19 protein-coding genes are annotated in these 17,326 nt (G+C 65.0%); 8 read left to right on the forward strand and 11 right to left on the reverse strand.

Going from position 1 to position 17,326, the window contains the following annotated elements; translation table 11 throughout:
* Positions 1 to 16: 16 nt before the first annotated feature.
* Both VK98_RS15775 and miaA read left to right on the forward strand, forming a co-directional pair.
* A complete protein-coding gene (locus tag VK98_RS15775; protein ID WP_048414955.1) occupies positions 17 to 277 on the forward strand; it encodes a hypothetical protein in 261 nt (86 codons plus the stop codon).
* 70 nt (positions 278 to 347) lie between these two features.
* Positions 348 to 1,325 (forward strand): tRNA (adenosine(37)-N6)-dimethylallyltransferase MiaA, encoded by a 978-nt coding sequence (gene miaA / locus VK98_RS15780; RefSeq protein WP_048414956.1) that lies wholly within the window; start codon positions 348 to 350, stop codon positions 1,323 to 1,325.
* Between the two features lie 4 nt (positions 1,326 to 1,329).
* Here the strand turns inward: miaA and VK98_RS15785 are convergent, their stop codons facing one another.
* The 6 genes from VK98_RS15785 to VK98_RS15810 all read right to left on the reverse strand — a co-directional run bounded on the left by VK98_RS15785 (position 1,330) and on the right by VK98_RS15810 (position 7,993).
* Entirely contained in the window at positions 1,330 to 2,547 is a 1,218-nt protein-coding gene (locus VK98_RS15785) for a M23 family metallopeptidase (protein WP_197083071.1), read from the reverse strand.
* Between the two features lie 189 nt (positions 2,548 to 2,736).
* A complete protein-coding gene (locus VK98_RS15790) occupies positions 2,737 to 3,084 on the reverse strand; it encodes a RidA family protein (protein ID WP_048414958.1) in 348 nt (115 codons plus the stop codon).
* A gap of 57 nt (positions 3,085 to 3,141) precedes the next feature.
* A complete protein-coding gene (locus tag VK98_RS15795; RefSeq protein WP_048414959.1) occupies positions 3,142 to 4,287 on the reverse strand; it encodes a PLP-dependent aspartate aminotransferase family protein in 1,146 nt (381 codons plus the stop codon).
* Between the two features lie 60 nt (positions 4,288 to 4,347).
* Positions 4,348 to 5,724, reverse strand: coding sequence for a cystathionine beta-synthase (locus VK98_RS15800; RefSeq protein WP_048414960.1), 1,377 nt, complete (start codon positions 5,722 to 5,724; stop codon positions 4,348 to 4,350).
* Between the two features lie 79 nt (positions 5,725 to 5,803).
* The gene (locus VK98_RS15805; protein ID WP_231589297.1) at positions 5,804 to 6,667 is read right to left on the reverse strand and encodes a class I SAM-dependent methyltransferase; all 864 of its coding nucleotides are present in this window, start codon (positions 6,665 to 6,667) and stop codon (positions 5,804 to 5,806) included.
* A 150-nt stretch (positions 6,668 to 6,817) separates the two neighbouring features.
* Positions 6,818 to 7,993 (reverse strand): fatty acid desaturase, encoded by a 1,176-nt coding sequence (locus tag VK98_RS15810; protein WP_048414961.1) that lies wholly within the window; start codon positions 7,991 to 7,993, stop codon positions 6,818 to 6,820.
* 221 nt (positions 7,994 to 8,214) lie between these two features.
* On the opposite strand from VK98_RS15810, the gene VK98_RS15815 reads away from it, so the two are divergent.
* Positions 8,215 to 9,819, forward strand: a complete 1,605-nt coding sequence (locus VK98_RS15815) for a YdgA family protein (protein ID WP_048414962.1) — start codon at positions 8,215 to 8,217, stop codon at positions 9,817 to 9,819.
* 80 nt (positions 9,820 to 9,899) lie between these two features.
* On the opposite strand, the gene bfr is transcribed toward VK98_RS15815, so the two are convergent.
* Together bfr and VK98_RS24500 are read right to left on the reverse strand one after the other, a co-directional pair.
* On the reverse strand, positions 9,900 to 10,376 hold the full coding sequence (bfr, locus tag VK98_RS15820; protein WP_048414963.1) for a bacterioferritin: 477 nt from the start codon (positions 10,374 to 10,376) through the stop codon (positions 9,900 to 9,902).
* 164 nt (positions 10,377 to 10,540) lie between these two features.
* Entirely contained in the window at positions 10,541 to 10,741 is a 201-nt protein-coding gene (locus VK98_RS24500) for a bacterioferritin-associated ferredoxin (RefSeq protein WP_019103980.1), read from the reverse strand.
* A 108-nt stretch (positions 10,742 to 10,849) separates the two neighbouring features.
* Here VK98_RS24500 and VK98_RS15830 point away from each other — a divergent pair, with 108 nt between their 5' ends.
* From VK98_RS15830 to mnmA, 3 genes are read left to right on the forward strand one after another with little or no spacing between them, the layout of a single operon-like run.
* The gene (locus VK98_RS15830; protein WP_048414964.1) at positions 10,850 to 11,302 is read left to right on the forward strand and encodes an NUDIX hydrolase; all 453 of its coding nucleotides are present in this window, start codon (positions 10,850 to 10,852) and stop codon (positions 11,300 to 11,302) included.
* A 31-nt stretch (positions 11,303 to 11,333) separates the two neighbouring features.
* On the forward strand, positions 11,334 to 11,882 hold the full coding sequence (locus VK98_RS15835) for a hypothetical protein (protein ID WP_231589299.1): 549 nt from the start codon (positions 11,334 to 11,336) through the stop codon (positions 11,880 to 11,882).
* A complete protein-coding gene (gene mnmA / locus VK98_RS15840) occupies positions 11,879 to 12,955 on the forward strand; it encodes a tRNA 2-thiouridine(34) synthase MnmA (RefSeq protein WP_048414966.1) in 1,077 nt (358 codons plus the stop codon). Before VK98_RS15835 ends, mnmA begins: the two co-directional genes overlap by 4 nt.
* 63 nt (positions 12,956 to 13,018) lie before the next feature.
* Here the strand turns inward: mnmA and VK98_RS15845 are convergent, their stop codons facing one another.
* Positions 13,019 to 14,281: an MFS transporter gene (locus tag VK98_RS15845; protein WP_048414967.1), complete on the reverse strand. Its 1,263-nt coding sequence runs from the start codon at positions 14,279 to 14,281 to the stop codon at positions 13,019 to 13,021.
* A gap of 101 nt (positions 14,282 to 14,382) precedes the next feature.
* Between VK98_RS15845 and VK98_RS15850 the strand changes: the two genes are divergently transcribed.
* Entirely contained in the window at positions 14,383 to 15,285 is a 903-nt protein-coding gene (locus VK98_RS15850) for a LysR family transcriptional regulator (RefSeq protein WP_048414968.1), read from the forward strand.
* Here the strand turns inward: VK98_RS15850 and VK98_RS15855 are convergent.
* Positions 15,269 to 16,018, reverse strand: coding sequence for an SDR family oxidoreductase (locus tag VK98_RS15855; protein WP_048414969.1), 750 nt, complete (start codon positions 16,016 to 16,018; stop codon positions 15,269 to 15,271). The genes VK98_RS15850 and VK98_RS15855 overlap by 17 nt on opposite strands.
* Positions 16,019 to 16,020: 2 nt before the next feature.
* Entirely contained in the window at positions 16,021 to 16,923 is a 903-nt protein-coding gene (locus tag VK98_RS15860) for a prephenate dehydrogenase/arogenate dehydrogenase family protein (protein ID WP_197083072.1), read from the reverse strand.
* Positions 16,924 to 17,021: 98 nt separating this feature from the next.
* Here VK98_RS15860 and VK98_RS15865 point away from each other — a divergent pair, with 98 nt between their 5' ends.
* Positions 17,022 to 17,291, forward strand: coding sequence for a DUF4936 family protein (locus VK98_RS15865; RefSeq protein ID WP_048414971.1), 270 nt, complete (start codon positions 17,022 to 17,024; stop codon positions 17,289 to 17,291).
* Positions 17,292 to 17,326: the final 35 nt, after the last annotated feature.

Consider the following 17,326-nt stretch of genomic DNA (forward strand, 5'->3'; position numbering starts at 1 on the left):
CCCCGGGAGCTTCGCCATGTACGACCTCATCGGCCTGATCGGCGTCATCAGCTATCTGGGCGCTTATCTGGGCAGCCAGCTATTGGGCCTGCGCACCTCGGAGCCGCGCTATTTCGTCCTGAACCTGCTCGGTCCGGTCTGCATCCTGATATCGCTGTCCAATCACTTCAACCTGGCCTCCTTCGTCAACCAGTGCATGTGGTTCCTGATCACCGTGGGCGGCTGGTGGCGCGCCAGCCGGCGGCGGGCGCTGCCGGCGCCCGAGTCCGGCTCCTGAGCGCGGGGCGGGCTGTCCGGGCATAGGCCGCTTATGCGACAATCCATCGATTGAACCGCAAGACCCGCTCATGAACGACCTCCCGCACGCCATCCTGTTGATGGGCCCCACCGCCTCCGGCAAAACCGGCCTGGCGCTGGAACTGGCCCGCCATTTTCCGGTGGAAATCATCAGCGTGGACTCCGCGCTGGTCTATCGCGACATGGACATCGGCACCGCCAAGCCCAGCGCGGCCGAAATGGCGCAATGCCCCCATCACCTGATCGACATCATCAGCCCGCTGCACAGCTATTCCGCCGCCCAGTTCCACGCCGACGCCAACCGGCTGATCCGAGAAATCAACGGCCGCGGCCGGCTGCCCTTGCTGGTGGGCGGCACCATGCTCTATTACAAGGCCTTGCTGGAGGGTTTATCCGACCTGCCGCGCGCCGACGCCGCGCTGCGCGCTCAGTTGGACTCCGAGGCCGCCCAGGCCGGCTGGCCGGCGATGCACGCGCGGCTGGCGCAGCTGGACCCGGACACCGCCGCCCGCCTCAACCCCAATGATTCGCAACGCATCCACCGCGCGCTGGAGGTCTGCCTGCTCAGCGGCGAACCGATGTCGCGGCTGCTGGCGCGCGGCAAGGAGGCCGCGGCGGACTTCCGCCTACTGTCGCTGGGCCTGGTGCCGGCGGAGCGCGGCTGGCTGCACCAGCGCATCGCCCAGCGTTTCGAACTGATGCTGGAGCAGGACTTCCTGGCCGAAGTGCGGCGCTTGCGCGCCGATTATCCGGCGCTGACGCTGGATCTGCCGTCAATGCGCTGCGTCGGCTACCGCCAGGCCTGGGAGTATCTGGACGGCGCCGGCGACGAGCAAAGCTTCATCGACAAGGGCGTCGCCGCCACCCGCCAGCTGGCCAAGCGCCAGCTGACCTGGATGCGCAGCCTGGACCTGGTGCCGGTCAACGCCCAGCAGCCCGGTCTGGCCGAACAGCTGGGCGCCGCCGTCGCCGCCTTCCAGGCCGGCGAGCCTGTGCCCGCCGGCCTGCGTTTCGACGGCGCCTATTAATGGCTCACCACGGCCGGCTGGCCGACGCGCACAAAGGCACCACCGGCCCGTTGCTGCCGGTGTCGAGGAAGCCGTCGCTGATCCAGTCGCCGCCGCGGGTGCGGTTCCACACATCGGTGCGGCCCCACACCCCGTCCACCGCCTCGGCGCGCACATGGCATTGCAAAGCGACGCTTTCGCCGCGATTGACCGTGCCGGTGACGCCGGCGCTCAGGCTGGGCGCGCTGCGCAGATTCACCTTCCCCTCGCCCTGAGCCGGCGTCGCTACCCCGCTGGCGCCCGCCGGCGCGCCGCCGCCGTAATTGTTCAGCAGGCCGCCGACATTGACCCGCGTCCCGTTGCGCAAGGCGTAGCCCTGGTAGGCGCGGCTGCCGGCGAAGAATTGCCAGCCGCCGAACAGCTTGCCGTTCACCGGCTCGGCCCGGCCCTGATACAGCAGGGAGAAGTGCACGTGCGGGCCGGTGGTGCTGCCGCCGCATGGCAGGCCGTTGCCTATGGTGCCGAGATAAGCGCCCGGATTGACCCGGGTCCCGTCCGCCAGCGTGTTCAGATTGATCATGTGGTAGTAGGTGGACGAGAAGCCGTTGTCGTGCACCAGCTTGACCAGGCCGCTGCCGCCGCGCACGCAGCTCTTGTAGATCACCCCGGCCTGCGGCGCCAACACCCTGCCGTCGCCGCCGGCGAAGTCGATGGAATCGTAAGGCTGGCTTTCGCCGCTATAGCCATGCGGGCCGCCGGTCATGCGCCAGGCCGCGCCCTGCCGCCACGGCAGGCCCAGGCCAGTGCTGTTGGGGGCGAACGGCTGTCCGGGCTGAGCCAGCTGGCTGCGCCAGGCGCGGCGCTCGTCCGCGCTGAGCCAGTCCGCCGGCGCCAGGGTCAGCATCGCGGCGAAGCCCGGGTTGCCTTCCAGCTCCAGCGTCCAGCCCTGCGCGTCGCGGCGCGCCAGAAACAGCCGGGACACCGGCACATGGTCCATCGCCGCTATCGTCGTCATCACCGGCAGCGGCTGGGTCACCGACCCCAACACCCAAGCGCCGTCGGCGCTGTCGCGGTTGACCTCCACCAGCATATCCAGCGCCGCCTCCCCCTTGGCCAGCGGCAAGATGGGCTGCAAGGCCTTGACCGCCGCCTGACGCAACAGCGGTTCCGCTGGTTTCGACTCCGCCTGCGCGCCGCCGGCCAAGGCCGCCAACGCGGCCATCACTAAGGCTGCTTGTTTCATTTCGGGCTCCGTTCCTGGTTGGAAAAAACCAAAGCGACGCAATGACAATGACATTGCGCCGCGACCAATAGGGTTATAGAAACGCCCATCCTTATTTCCTGCTGGCCTTTGGCCCAGCAGACAGCCGGCTAAAATCGATAAAAAAAACCCACGTCCAATGACGTGGGCGGCAGGCGGAGCGACGCGTTCTCAGCGTTCGGCCACCAGCTTGATCTCCACCTTCCAGGCCGGATTGGCCAGCTTGGCCTCCACCGTGGCGCGCGCCGGCACATGGCCGGCCGGCACCCAGGCGTCCCAGGCGGCGTTCATCGCGTCGTAGTCGGCGAGGCTGGCCAGGAAGATGGTGACGTCGACGATCTTGCTCTTGTCCGAACCCAGCTCCGCCAGCAGCGCGTCGATCTGGCCCAGCACGTTCTCGGTTTGCGCCTTGGCGTCGGCGTCGGTGTTTTCCGGCACCTGGCCGGCCAGGAAGACCAGGCCGCTGGTGACCACGGCTTCGGCCAGACGCGCGCCCTGCTTGTGACGATAAATGCTCATGCGGATTCCCCTTGGGTGAGTCGGATCAAGACCAAGATTCTAACCCGGCCGCGCCGGCTATTGCCATGCCTGGCGCAAGTCCTCGATCAGCGCCGCCTCGCCCTCTATGCCCACCGACAGGCGGATCAGATTGTCGGCGATGCCCAGCTCGCGCCGGCGCTCGAGCGGAATCGACGCATGCGTCATCGCCGCCGGCAGGCACACCAGGCTCTCCACTCCGCCCAGGCTTTCCGCCAGCGTGAACAGCTTCAGGCGCGCCAGCACCCGCCGCGTCTCCTCGGCGTCGCCTTTCAAATAGAAGGACACCACGCCGCCGAAGCCCTGCATCTGCCTGCGTGCCAGCTCATGCTGCGGATGGCTGGTCAGGCCCGGATACAACACCCGCTCCACCTGCGGCTGAGCCTCCAGCCAACGCGCCACCGCCAGCGCATTGCTGTTGTGGCGCTCCACCCGCAAGGCCAGCGTGCGCAGACCGCGCAGCACCAGGAAGCTGGCGAAGGGGTCCAGCACCGCGCCCACCGCGTTGTGCAGGAAGGCCAGCTGCTCGGCCAACTCGGGCCGCTGGCGGCTGACCACCGCCGCGCCGGCGATCACGTCGGAATGGCCGTTCAGATACTTGGTGGCGGAATGCACGACGATGTCGAAGCCGAAAGCCAGCGGCCGTTGCACCACCGGCGAGGCGAAGGTGTTGTCCGCCACCGTGATCAGGCCGTGCCGCCGCCCCAGCTCGGCAACCGCCGCCAGGTCCTCCAGCTGGGTCAAGGGGTTGGACGGCGTTTCCACCCAGATCATGCGGGTATTCGGCCGGATCGCCGCCCGCAAGGCGTCGAGGTCTTCCGAGGCCACATAGCTGATCTCCAGCTGCGCGCTTTGCTTGCGCACCCGCTCGAACAGCCGGTAAGTGCCGCCGTACAGATCATTGACCGCGATCAGATGACTGCCGGCCGGCAACAGCTCCAGCACCGTGGCGATGGCCGCCAGGCCGGAGGGGAAGGCGTAGCCGCGCGCACCGTCCTCCAGCTCCGCCAGCGCGCGCTCCAGCGCCTCCCGCGTCGGGTTCTGCGAGCGGGAATACTCGTAGCCGCTGTGTTCGCCCGGCGCGTGCTGCCGATAGGTGGAGGTGGCGTAGATAGGCGGGATCACCGCGCCGAACGCATCCTGATGCAGGCCGGCGGTGATGGACAAAGTGTTGAAATCGGTCATCGCGTGTTCTCTCAATGCGAATGGCCGGCCCGGTTCGGGCCGGCCTGGGTTGGGGCGGGCTTAAATGGAGCGCGAGCGCGGCTGGCGGCGCCAGAACGCCAGCAGATCCGCCTGGGTGATCAGGCCCAGATAGCGTTCGCCGTCCACCATCAGGGCGACGTGGCCGTCGTTGAAAATATGCAGCAGATCCTGCAGCGAAGCGCGCGGCGACAGGGTGCGCACCTCGCTGGTCATCGCGCTGCGCACGTTCTGACGGAAGTTTTCCGGCTCGCCGTGAACCGACAACAACAGGTCCCACTCGTCCAGGATGCCGACCACCTTGTCGTCGGCCAGCACCGGCAACTGCGACACATCGTGCAGACGCATGCGCTGGTACACCACGTTCAAGGGCTCGTCCGGGAGGCAGGAGACGGTGCTGCCGTCGGCGTGGCGGCGCACGATCAGATCGGTCAGATCGCCCAGCCGCGGCAGTTCCACCAGGCCGTTGTCCACCAGCCAGTCGTCGTTGTACATCTTGGACAGATACTTGTTGCCGCTGTCGCACACCAGCGTCACCACGCGCTTGGGCTCGGTCTGGGCGCGGCAATAGCGCAAGGCCGCCGCCAGCAGCGCGCCGGACGAGGAACCGGCCAGAATGCCCTCCCGGCTCAGCAGCAGCCGGGCGCTGTCGAAGCTTTCCTGATCGCTGATGCGGTAGGCGCGCTTGACCAGGCTGAAATCGGTCTGCGGCGGGATGAAGTCCTCGCCTATGCCTTCTATCAACCAGCTGCCGGCCTCGCCGTGGCGTCCGGTCTCGACGTGGTCGGCCAGCACCGAGCCCACCGGGTCCGCCAGCACGATTTCCACCTGCGGCGCCTCGCGGTTGAAGAAACGGGTCAGCCCGGTCAGCGTGCCGCTGGAGCCGACGCCCACCACCACCGCGTCCAGCTCATGGCGCGTCTGCTCCCAGATCTCCGGCCCGGTGCCGGTTTCATGCGCCAGCGGATTGGCCGGGTTGTTGAATTGGTCGATGTAGTAAGCGTCCGGCGTTTCCCTGGCGATGCGCGCGGCCAGGTCCTGGTAATACTCCGGATGCCCCTTGCCCACGTCGGAACGGGTCAGCACCACTTCCGCGCCCAAGGCCTGCAGATGCAGAATTTTCTCCCGGCTCATCTTGTCCGGCACCACCAGCACCAGCCGGTAGCCTTTTTGCGCGGCCACCAGCGCCAGGCCCAGGCCGGTGTTGCCGGCGGTGGCCTCGACGATGGTGCCGCCCGGCTTCAGCTTGCCCTCGCGCTCGGCCGCGGCAATCATGGACAACGCCACCCGGTCCTTGATCGAACCGCCCGGATTGTGGCTTTCCAGTTTCAAATACAGCTCGCACAGGCCGGTGTCCAGATGCGCCACCTTCACCAGCGGCGTGTTGCCGATCAAGGACAAAACGGATTGGTCTTGCATATTGAAATCTCCTAGCTACCGCATATAAATATTGTTTTTAACAACTTGTAGTTATATCGAAAATAAAAAAAACGCCGCCTCACACCACGGCGGTGGCTTGCAGAAAACTATAGAAAAACACCAGCTCGGGATTGCTGCGCAACTGTCTCAGCTCCCGCGTCATCGCCGCCACCAAGGCGGCGTCCACCCGGCCCGCCTCGATCAGCTGATCCGCGGCCGACAGCAGCAGCTCGGTCCAGTAATCCAGCACTTGCTGGCGGCGGTGCGGATCGCGGCTGTCCAGATGCCAGGTCTTGACCTGGGTTTCGACATGGCGGAAGCCCAGCCGCAGCAGCATATTGCCCAGCTTGGCGCCGACGAAGGGATCGCCGCCCACCGCCAGCTGATGGTCGTTGAAGGCCAGCCAGTATTGCTGCAGATGAGAGGAATACGGCGACAGGAAGAAGGAGGCGTTCATCGCCTCGGTGGCGTACAGCCGCGCGCCCGGCTTCAAGACGCGGCGCACCTCGGCCAGCACCCGCTCCGGCGACAGCACATGCTCCAGCACCCAGCACAGAAAGGCGGCGTCGAAGCTGGCCGGCTGGAAATCCAGGTCCTCGGCGTCCATATGCAACAGCCGGGCGCGGTCCTGCCACGGGCTGCCTTGCAAGCGCTGACGCGCCACCGCCAGCTGGCGCTGGCTGAAGTCGACGCCGGTGACTTCCAGGTCGGGGTAACGCCGCAACAGGATCTCGGTCTGCGCGCCGACGCCGCACCCCACTTCCAGCAGTTGGCCGACGCCGGAGAAATCGATGTCCCGGTACACCACGGACTCGGAGAAGCGCGCCTGGCGCACCAGCCGCGCCTGCTCGGTGGCGGAAAAACCATGAATATAGGGCAGATCGCTCGCCCCCTCGGTCAATTGCAGTGTGGCCATGTCCATCTCGCAGAGTTGCATCAACATGGCCACATTATATTTCCAATTATTATTACAAATATAAATTTTATTTCTTATTTTTATATAAAAAACGAGTCTATCCGTCCGCTTCCTCCAGCCCGCGCGGACGCAAAAAAACCCGCAGCGCGCTGCGGGTTTTCATCTAGCCTAAGCGGCTTAAACGATCGCGGCCTGACGCAAGCTCATCGAGAAGCGCTGCAAGGCGGCGATGCCGGAAGCCTCGGCGCGGGTGCACCAATCCTGCAGCTCCTTGAGCAGTTGCTCGCGGCTCAGCGTGGAGCGCTCCCACAAACGGGTCAGTTCCTGGCGCATCGAATACACCGTGGCCAACACCTGGCTGTGCTCCAGCAAGGTGGCCAACTGCAGGCGCTCGGTCTCCGGCGTGTCCTTGGCGTCCTGCTTCAGCCACACCTTCATCTTGCCGCTCAGCTTGTTGCAATCCGGCAGATTGATCTTGTCCAGCTCGCTGCGGTACACCTCCTTCAACTCCCGCGCGTAACGGGAAGCGATGGCGTAGCGATTGGAAATGATGGCCTGCAGATGCTCCAGATCCAGCTGCGGACGCGAAGCGTCCTCGGCCAGCCGCGGCGCCACCTTGCGCACCTTGGCCAGGCCCAGGATTTCCAGAATGCGGATATACATCCAGCCGATGTCGAACTCGTACCATTTATACGACAGCTTGGCCGAGGTGCCGAAGGTATGGTGGTTGTTGTGCAGCTCCTCGCCGCCCACCAGGATGCCCCAGGGGAAGATATTGGTGGACGCGTCCTCGTTCTCGAAGTTGCGGTAGCCCCAGAAGTGACCGATGCCGTTGATCACCCCGGCCGCCCAGAACGGAATCCAGATCATCTGCACCGCCCAGATCGTCAGCCCCGCCGGCCCGAACAGCACCAGATTGATGATCAGCATCAACACGATGCCCTTGGCGCTGTGGCGGGTGTAGACATTGCGCTCCAGCCAGTCGTCCGGCGTGCCGTGGCCGAACTTGTCCATGATGGCCTGATCCTTGCAAGCGCCGCGGTACAGCTCAGCGCCTTCCCACAACACCTTCTTGATGCCCAGCACCTGCGGGCTGTGCGGATCGTCCGCGGTCTCGCACTTGGCGTGGTGCTTGCGGTGGATGGCCGCCCATTGCTTGGTGACCATGCCGGTGGTCAGCCACAGCCAGAAACGGAAGAAGTGGCTGGGGATGGGATGCAGATCGAGCGCGCGGTGCGCTTGGTGACGATGCAGAAAGATGGTGACCGATGCGATGGTGACGTGGGTCAGCGCCAAAGCGACCACGATATAGCCCCACCAGGGGAGGTCAAGCACGCCGTTTATCCAATTCATGTACTAATCGCGCCTCGTAAATCAATCTAGAAGAAAGACTCTATTCTATACAAGCGGTCCGCCGATGTCAGACCGTTTTGCGGTTGTTCCGGCGGCCCGCCGCCGCAAACGCGAATTTGGACCGCGCAAACGCCCCTCGGTTCACGCGCCGCCAGTAACGCAAGCGCCGGACGATGGTGTACCATAGGGCCTCATTCCATCCTAGTTAAGAAAAAGCGCTAGTGTTGCCAAATCGTCGTCTGATCATTGCCGGCGCCACCCTCGGTGGCCTGTTCGTTCTGTATGGAGGCGCGACCCTGTGGGCCGGCGTCAAGGCGGAGCAGACCTTGCAGGAACAGCACAAGATGCTGGCCGACCTGCCGCTGTTCAAAGTCAAATCCCACAGCTACCAACGCGGTTGGTTCTCCTCCACGGAAACCACGGAACTGGTGTTCAACCGCCACTTGTCCGGCCCGTATGAAAACATGCTGCCCGACAATGTGAAGCCCTTGTTGAACGCCACCATCAAGTTCACCAACCACGTCAAGCACGGCCCCCTCCCCGGCATCGGCGATTTCGACTTCCGGCCCGGCCGCGCGCTGGTGCGCACCGAGTTCGCGATGAGCGACTCCACCCGCAAGACGCTGGCCAGCTTCTTCGGCGACAAGGAACCCATCACCATCTTCAACCGCCTGGGCTTCGGCGGCGGCGGCGAACTGGACGTCAAGGTCCCCGCCTTCGACTACGAGGAAGCGCTGTCAGGCGTGAAGATGAAATGGAAGGGCTTCGACCTGAAGCTCGACTACGCCAACGGCTACAAAGAATACAAGACCGAGGCGCTGTCGCCCGGCTTCCTGCTGGAAGCCGCCAGCAAGGGAACCGTCGCCTTCGACGGCGTGCGCTACGTTTCCGACATCCGCCCTGGCAGCACCGGCGTCAAGCTGGGCACCAGCGAGCTGACCGTGGGCAATGTCCGGCTCAACTCGCGCGAAAGCGTGCCCTACAGCATCAAGCTCAATGAGCTGGTCTATCTGATGACCCGCGTGCGCGTCGGCGAATTCATCAACCCCTCCGGCGAATTCAAGCCGTCGGCCGTGACGCTGAAGGATTTCCGCTACCAGATCGTCACCAGCGAGCAGGACGACTACGTCAACACCCGCGGCAAGCTGAACTTCGCCGAGTTCAACTTCAACGACCACCGCTACGGTCCGATGCGCCTGGACATTTCGGCCAACCATCTGCACGGCCCGACGCTGGTCAAGCTGGACCAGGCCATCGGCCAGATCCCTTTCGAAGGCGTGGACCCGGCGCTGCTGCGCAAGCAATACATCGACACCATCAAGAAGAACGGGATTCCGCTGCTGCAGAACGACCCCAAGCTGGTGATCAACGAGTTCTACCTGAAAATGCCCAACGGCGAAGCCAAGCTGGAAGGCAGCCTGGGCGTCAAGGGCCTGCAGCCGGCCGATCTCAACGACGCCGCGCAGTTCATCAGGCGCTTCGAAGTGGACGCCAAGCTCAGCCTGCCGCGCCAGACGCTGGAAGACCTGGTGATCGCCCAGGCGCGCACCCTGTTCACCGTCGACCAGAGCGCCGAAGACCAGCCCAATATGAAGGAAGTGGAAGACCTGGCCAAGAACCTGCTGGACAGCCAGTTGGCGCAGTGGAAGAGCGAACAGTACCTCGTGGAGGACAAAGGCCAGCTCAACACCGAACTCAATTACGGCGGCGGCGTGCTGACCATCAATAAGAAGAAAGTGGCCTTGCCCTGGGAGGAAATCGAGGCGGAAGCGCCGCGCGACGCCTCTCAGCCCAGCGCCGACAAGAGCGCCGGCAAGAAGAAATAAGGCGGCGGACGCCGCACGCAAAAAGGGCTGTCTTGCGACAGCCCTTTTTCTTTTCCGACCCGGTCTAAACCCAGCGGCGCTCAGTCGTTGTCGTGCATCTGGCTTTGCAGGTAGTTCTGCAGGCCCACGCTTTCGATCAGGCCCAGCTGCGTCTCTAGCCAGTCCACGTGCTCTTCCTCGCTCTCCAGGATGTCTTCCAACATGTCCCGGGTCACGTAGTCCTTGGCGCTTTCACAGTAGGCGATGGCTTCGCGCAACAAGGGCAGCGCGTCCATCTCCAGCTTCAGATCGCACTCCAGCATTTCCTTCGGATTCTCGCCGATATGCAGCTTGCCCAGGTCCTGCAAATTCGGCAAGCCCTCCAGAAACAGCACGCGCTCGATCAAGGTATCGGCGTGCTTCATCTCGTCGATGGACTCGTGGTACTCGTGTTCGTTGAGTTTCTTCAAACCCCAGTTCTTGTACATGCGGGCATGCAGGAAGTACTGGTTGATCGCGGTCAGTTCGTTCTTGAGGATCTGGTTCAGATACTTGATAACTTTTTTATCGCCTTGCATCGCGCTCTCCGGGAAGAAATGATTCTTCCATTATGACATAGCGCGCGCCAGTCTCAAGTTGTCAAAGCCAAAATAAGGGACTTCGCCCCGCTTGACGCGGTGCGTGGGGGATTTGCAGTTCGCCCGGCCTTGGCCGAGACTAAGCAACAGGCGGGGGTCAGGAATTAAGCGGCGCTGCGCGCGGTCGAAGCCGGACCAAGCGCGTGGACAGCCTCCTTGCGAAGTTGGTTAGCCATGCAGGCGCATTTGCCGCAATCGGTCGCCACCCCAAGCTCGCGGCTCAGATCGCACATGCGGGTCGCGCCGTTGTGCACCGCTTCGCGGATTTGCTTGTCAGTTACGGCGTGGCAGAGGCAAACGTACATGGCAGTTCCGGTGGTGAATTAACTCGTGATTGAGTTAAAGTAATCGAGAATCGTTATCAACGAATATAGATTCAAACAAGAATCATTGTCAACAAGAAAGCGCAGACCATGACGCAGTGGAAACCAAATGCGACAGTTGCGGCAGTCATTGAGCTGGACGGGCGCTACCTGATGGTGGAGGAGCTGACCAGCGACGGCATCTGCTTCAACCAGCCCGCCGGCCACCTGGAATACGGCGAAACGCTGGAAGACGCGGTGAAGCGCGAAGTGCTGGAGGAAACCGGCTGGCACTTCCGGCCCTTGGGCCTGGTGGGCATTTACCTGGTGGACCGCCCCAACAGCGACATCACCTATCTGCGCTTCGCCTTCTACGGCCACCCCTTGCGCCGCGAGGACTACCCGCGGCTGGACGAGGGCATCCTGTCCGCGCAATGGCTGAGCCACGAGGACATCGTCGCGCTGCGCGGCCAGCATCGCAGCCCGGTGGTGCAGCAATGCCTGGACGACTACCGCTCCGGCAAGCGCCACCCCTTGGCGCTGATCCACCATCTGGGCCGTTAGCGGCCGCCTCAGCCCACCGCCCGGAGCCGGCATGTCCTTGAGATCATTGTCTTTCCTATTGGCTCTGCTGGCCGCCTTCCCATGGGCCGCGCAAGCCAGCGCTATCAATATCTGCTACCATTACGGCTGTTCCAGACATGCCTACGTAGACATCTCCGCCGAGGCCGACGCCTGGCTCGCCGCCCGCCTGTCCGCCGCCGACAGCCCGGAAACCGAACGTTCCGCCGTCAGCGACGCCGTCACCGCGCTTTACCACATCGCCGCGCGCACGCTGCCGATCTGGCAGGACAAGGGCGGCAATTTCCGCGACGGGCCCGCCGAAGGCCGCATGGACTGCGTGGACCACAGCAGCAACGTCACCACCTTCCTCACCTATCTGCAGGATCACGGCTGGCTGCAATACCACACGGTGGGCAAACCGGCCTGGCGCGCGCCGCGCCTGCTCGACCTGCATTACACCGCGGTGCTGCGCGACATGCTCTCCGGCCAGGACTGGGCGGTGGACAGCTGGTTCAAGGACTTTGGGCAAGCCCCGGTGGTGCTTGCCCTCGATATTTGGATGGAAGGATATTCCCCGTGACGGGTAAGAAAAGAATTGTCGTCGGCATGTCCGGCGGCGTGGACTCCTCGGTGACCGCCTCGCTGCTGAAGCAGCAGGGGCACGAGGTGATCGGCGTCTTCATGCAGAACTGGGAAGACGACAACGACGACGAGTACTGCTCGATCAAGCAGGACGCGCTGGACGCGATGAGCGTGGCCGACATCGTCGGCATCGACATGGAAATCGTCAACTTCGCCAAGGAGTACAAGGACCGCGTGTTCTCCTACTTCTTGAAGGAGTACTCCGCCGGCCGCACGCCCAATCCCGACGTGCTGTGCAACGCCGAAATCAAGTTCAAGGCCTTCCTCGACTACGCGATGGAACTGGGCGCCGACTGCATCGCCACCGGCCACTACGCGCGCAAGTTGGAACAGGACGGCACCCACTATCTGATGAAGGCGGTGGACCACACCAAGGATCAGAGCTACTTCCTGTACCGGCTGCAGCAGCATCAGCTGGCCAAGGCCATTTTCCCGCTAGGCGACATCCGCAAGACCGAGGTGCGCAAGCTGGCCGAGGAAGCCGGCCTGCCCACCGCGGCCAAGAAGGACTCCACCGGCATCTGCTTCATCGGCGAGCGGCCGTTCCGCGAGTTCCTGCAACGCTATCTGCCCACCAAGCCCGGCGAGATGATCCTGCCGGACGGCAAGGTGGTGGGCGAGCACATCGGCCTGATGTATTACACCCTGGGCCAGCGCAAGGGGCTGAACATAGGCGGCGCGCGCGACGGCACCGGCGAGCCGTGGTTCGTCGCCGGCAAGGACATTCCCGGCAACAGACTGATCGTGGTGCAAGGCCATGACCACCCGCTGCTGCTGAAGCCGACGCTGGCGATGGCGGACCTGAGCTGGACGCTGCCCGCGCCGCCGGCGGCCGGCGAATACGCGGCCAAGAACCGCTACCGGATGGCCGACGCCGGCTGCAATCTGTCCGCCATCGTCGACGGCCAGGCCACGCTGACCTTCCGCGACAAGCAATGGGCGGTCACCCCCGGCCAGTCCGCCGTGCTCTACGACGGCGACGTCTGCCTGGGCGGCGGCATCATCCAGTAAGCCTCCCGCATGTCAAAAAACCCCGCGCCGAATCATCGCCGCGGGGTTTTTCCGTTTTCATCATCAAGCTTGCGGCAAGGGCTGCAGCCGCCGCAACCCCAGGCTGATCGCCAGCATCGCCGTCAGGCTGGCCGCCAGCACCGCGGCCACGCCCTGCCAGCCGCCCCGCCCCCACATCAGGCCGGACAAAGACCCCACCAGGCTGGAGCCCAGATAGTAGGCGCTCAGATAAATGGCCGAGGCCAAGGCCCGCCCCTGCCGCGCCCGCAGCCCCACCCAGCTGCTGGCCACCGAATGGCCGGCGAAGAAACCGAAGGTGAACAGGGCGATGCCGGCCACCAGCGCAACGATGTGGTCGCTCAAGGTCAGCGCCAGCCCCAGCAACATGGCCAGCACCATCAGCCACAGCACATTGCGCCGGCCCAGACGGTCCGACAACTTGCCGACCCAGGCCGACGACCAGACGCCGACGATGTACAGCGAGAACACCAGCCCCAGCAGGCTCTGGCTCATATTGAACGGCGCGGCCAACAGACGGAAACCCAGGTAGTTGTACAAGCTGACGAAGCAGCCGGACAACAGAAAGGCGCTGACGAACAGCCAGGGCAGACCGGCGTCGCGGAACAAGGCCTTGGCTTCCCGCCACATGCGGCCCAGATCGTGCCGGCGCGGCTGGAAATGGCGCGACGGCGGCAGGTTGCGCCAGAACAGCCAGGCGCCGGCCACGCCGAGCAAGGCCAGCGTCAGCAGCGCCCAGCGCCAGCCCAGGTGATCGGCCAGCAAGGAGGCGATGAAACGGCCGCTCATCCCGCCCAGCGCGTTGCCGGCGATGTACAGGCCCATCGAGTGGCCCAGCGATTTGGCGTCCACCTCTTCGCTCAAATACGTCATCGCCACCGCCGGCAAGCCGGCCAGGGCCACGCCGAAAGCCGCGCGCAGCCACAGCAAATGCTGGAAGCTGTCCGCCAGCGCCGACAACAGCATCAGCAACGCGCCCAGCGCCAGCGCCGCGTTCATCAAGGGCCGTCGGCCCAGCCGGTCCGCCAGCAGGCCGGCGGGAATCAGGCTCAGCGCCAGGCTGCCGGTGGCCAGGGACACCACGCCGCTGGAGGCGGCCGGCGACAGGGCGAAATCCTGGGCGAACATGGGCATCAGCGGCTGAGCGCCGTAGAGCATGGCGAAGGTGCAATAGCCGCCGACGAACATCGCCCGCGCCGTGGCGCGGAATTCGGCGGTGCCGGCCTGCAGCTTGACCGGGGGAAGACGAGGTTCGGACGACGGCGGCGCGACGGCGCAAACGCAGGAAGAAGACGAATCGGCGGACATGAAAAGCTTTCAATGCGAAATATGACTTCGAGCTTAGTCTTGGCTTGAGACGCAGTCCAATATATATTTACCCATCATTTGATACGTTTAAAATATCAATTATGGAACTACGCCATCTGCGCTACTTCGTCGCCGTGGCCGAAGAGCTGCACTTCACGCGCGCCGCCCAGCGCTTGCACATCGGCCAGCCCCCGCTCAGCCAGCAGATCCAGGCGCTGGAAGCGGAATTGGGCGTGCGGCTGCTGCGCCGCCACCAGCGCAAGGTGGAGCTGACCGAGGCCGGCCGCCAATTCCTGGGCCGCGCCCAGCGCATTCTCGCCGACGCGGAATTGGCCGCGATGGAAGCCCGGCGCGCCGCGCGCGGCGAGATCGGCGAGCTGAGCATAGGCTTCACTTCCTCGCTGCCCCTGTCCCCCATCCTGCACGCCGGCCTGCACGACTACCGCCAGCGCTTTCCTGAAGTGCGGCTCAAACTGCGCGAGATGTTCACCGCCGACCAATACCAGGCTTTGCAGCAACGGCGGCTGGACATAGGCTTCGTGCGCTTCAGCGGCCTGGAGCTCATGGCGGACATCGCGGTGGTGGAATTGCAGCGAGACGCGCTGCGGGTGGTGATCAGCGCCGACCATGCCCTGGCCGGCCAGCCGGCGCTGCGGCTGGAGCAATTGCGCGGGGAAAGCCTGATCGGCTACCCCCAGGAGGCCGGCACCGGCTTGAACACGGTGCTGCGCGAACTGGCGCGCCGCCAAGACATGGATTGGCGGCCGCGGCAGGAGGCAGGCGAAGCGATCACCCAGATTGGCCTGGTGGCCGCCGGACTCGGCATCGCCATCCTGCCTTCGCCGCTGGAATGCGTGCGGCTGCCCGGCGTGCGCTATGTGCCGCTGCTGGACGAAGGCGCGTATCTGGCGATGGGGCTGGCCACCCGTCAGGACGAAGACGCGCCGCTGGTGACCCAGTTTCTGAACTTGATGCGCGAGCGCTGGCTCAGCGACCGCCGCTGACGTCCAGCAGGCTGCCGGTGCAAAAGGAGCTGGCGTCGGACAACAGCCAAACGATGGCGGCGGCCACTTCCTCGGCCTCGCCGCCGCGCCCCATCGGCACGCTGCCGGCCAGACGCTCCACCCGGCCGGGCTCGCCGCTGGCGGCATGAATGCCGGTATGGATCAGGCCCGGGCGCACCGCGTTGACGCGGACGCCTTCGGCGGCCACCTCGCGCGCCAGGCCCAGGGTCAGGGTATCGATCGCGCCCTTGCTGGCGGCGTAGTCGACGTACTCGCCGGCCGAGCCCAGCCGCGACGCGGCGGAAGAAACGTTGACGATGGCTCCGCCTGCGCCGCCGCGACGGGTGGACATCCGGCGCACCGCCTCGCGGCAGCAGAGAATGGGGCCCAGCACATTGCTGCGCAGCACCCGCTCCACCCGTTCCGCCGAATAGTCCTCCAGCCGCCCTATCGGCGCGGTGACGGCGGCATTGTTGACCAAGGCGTCGAGGCGGCCGTAATGCGCCGCCACCGCGTCGAACAAGCTAACGATTTCCGCCTCCAGCGCGACGTCGGCGCAAAACACGGCGGCATCGGCGCCCGCGCTCTGCAGCTCGGCCGCCACCGCCTCCGCTCCGGCCCGGTCGCTGCGGTAATTGACGGCGACGCGCCAGCCCTCCGCCGCCGCCAGACGCGCGGTCACCGCGCCTATGCCGCGCGACGCGCCGGTGATCAACACCACTTTGCCGTCCATGTTCAGCCCTTGCGCATGAATTGCTGATGCCAGCGCGTGCGCGCGCCGCGCGCCGCGCCGAAGCGTTCCGCCAGCCGCTCGCCGTCGCCGGCCGCCAGCAGCTGGCGCAATTGGTCCAGCCCGGCGCGGTAGCGGTCCAGCTCCTCCAACAGCGCCTCGCGGTTGGCCAGGCTGATGTCGGTCCACATTTCCGGATGGCTGCCGGCGATGCGGGTGAAATCGCGAAAACCGGTGGCGGCGAAATCGAAGCAACGCTCGGCGTCGGCCTTGCCCGCCACCATGTCCACATAGGCGAAGGCCAGCAAGTGCGGCAGGTGGCTGACGGTGGCGAACACCGCGTCGTGCTCCTCTGCCGTCATCTGATGGATTTCCGCGCCGCAGGCGCGCCACAGCGCCGCCACTCGCTCGGCGACGGCAGGCTGCGTCTCCGGCAAGGGCGTCAGCACCACTTTGCGGTTTTCGTACAAACCGTACTGCGCGGCGGTGGCGCCGGACAGATCGGAGCCGGCAATGGGGTGGGCCGGCACGCAATGCGCCAGTTGCTTCGGCAAATGCCGACGGTACAACTCCACCACGTCGCCCTTGGTGCTGCCGGCGTCGGTAACCACCGCCTCCGGCCGCAGCCGCGGCGCCATCGCCGCCATCAGCGCGCCCATCTGGCCTACCGGTGAAGCCAGCAGCACCAGATCGGCGCGTTCGGCCACCTCAGCCAGATCCTGGCTGATCTCGTCCACCACGCCCAGCTCCAGCGCCCGCTCCAGGTTTTCCCGGGTGCGTCCAACGCCGATCACATGCCGCGCCAAGCCCGCGCGCTTCAGCGACAAGGCGAAAGAGCCGCCGATCAGGCCGACGCCCACCACCACCAGGGTATCCATCCCTTGCTGCACCGCTTCTCCTCTATCCATGGCCTTGGAACACAGAACAGCTATCATACCTGCCTAACGATGGCTGACAACCATGCTGTTGCGGCGCGATGGCGTCCGCCCCACCCAAGGAGCCCGGAATGAGCCACAGCTTGTATTGCTATTTCAAGACCGACGCCGGCGACGCGGCGCTGCTCGCCCGCCTGCGGACGCTGCAGTCCGCGCTGCTGACGCGCACCGGCGTCGCCGGCCGCCTGCTGCGCCGCCGCGACGACGCCAGCACCTGGATGGAAGTCTACGAGGGGATAAGCGACGCCGACGTTTTCCGCCGCGTCTGGCTGGAAGCCAGCGCCGAGTGCGGGCTGGCGGCGCTGAGTCGTCATGAGGAGTGGTTTCAGCCGCTGAATTGAGAACCTGTTTACGCTCCGCTGCGCGTCGTGAGACC

Source organism: Chromobacterium sp. LK11, assembly GCF_001043705.1.
Taxonomy (GTDB): Bacteria; Pseudomonadota; Gammaproteobacteria; order Burkholderiales; family Chromobacteriaceae; genus Chromobacterium; species Chromobacterium alkanivorans.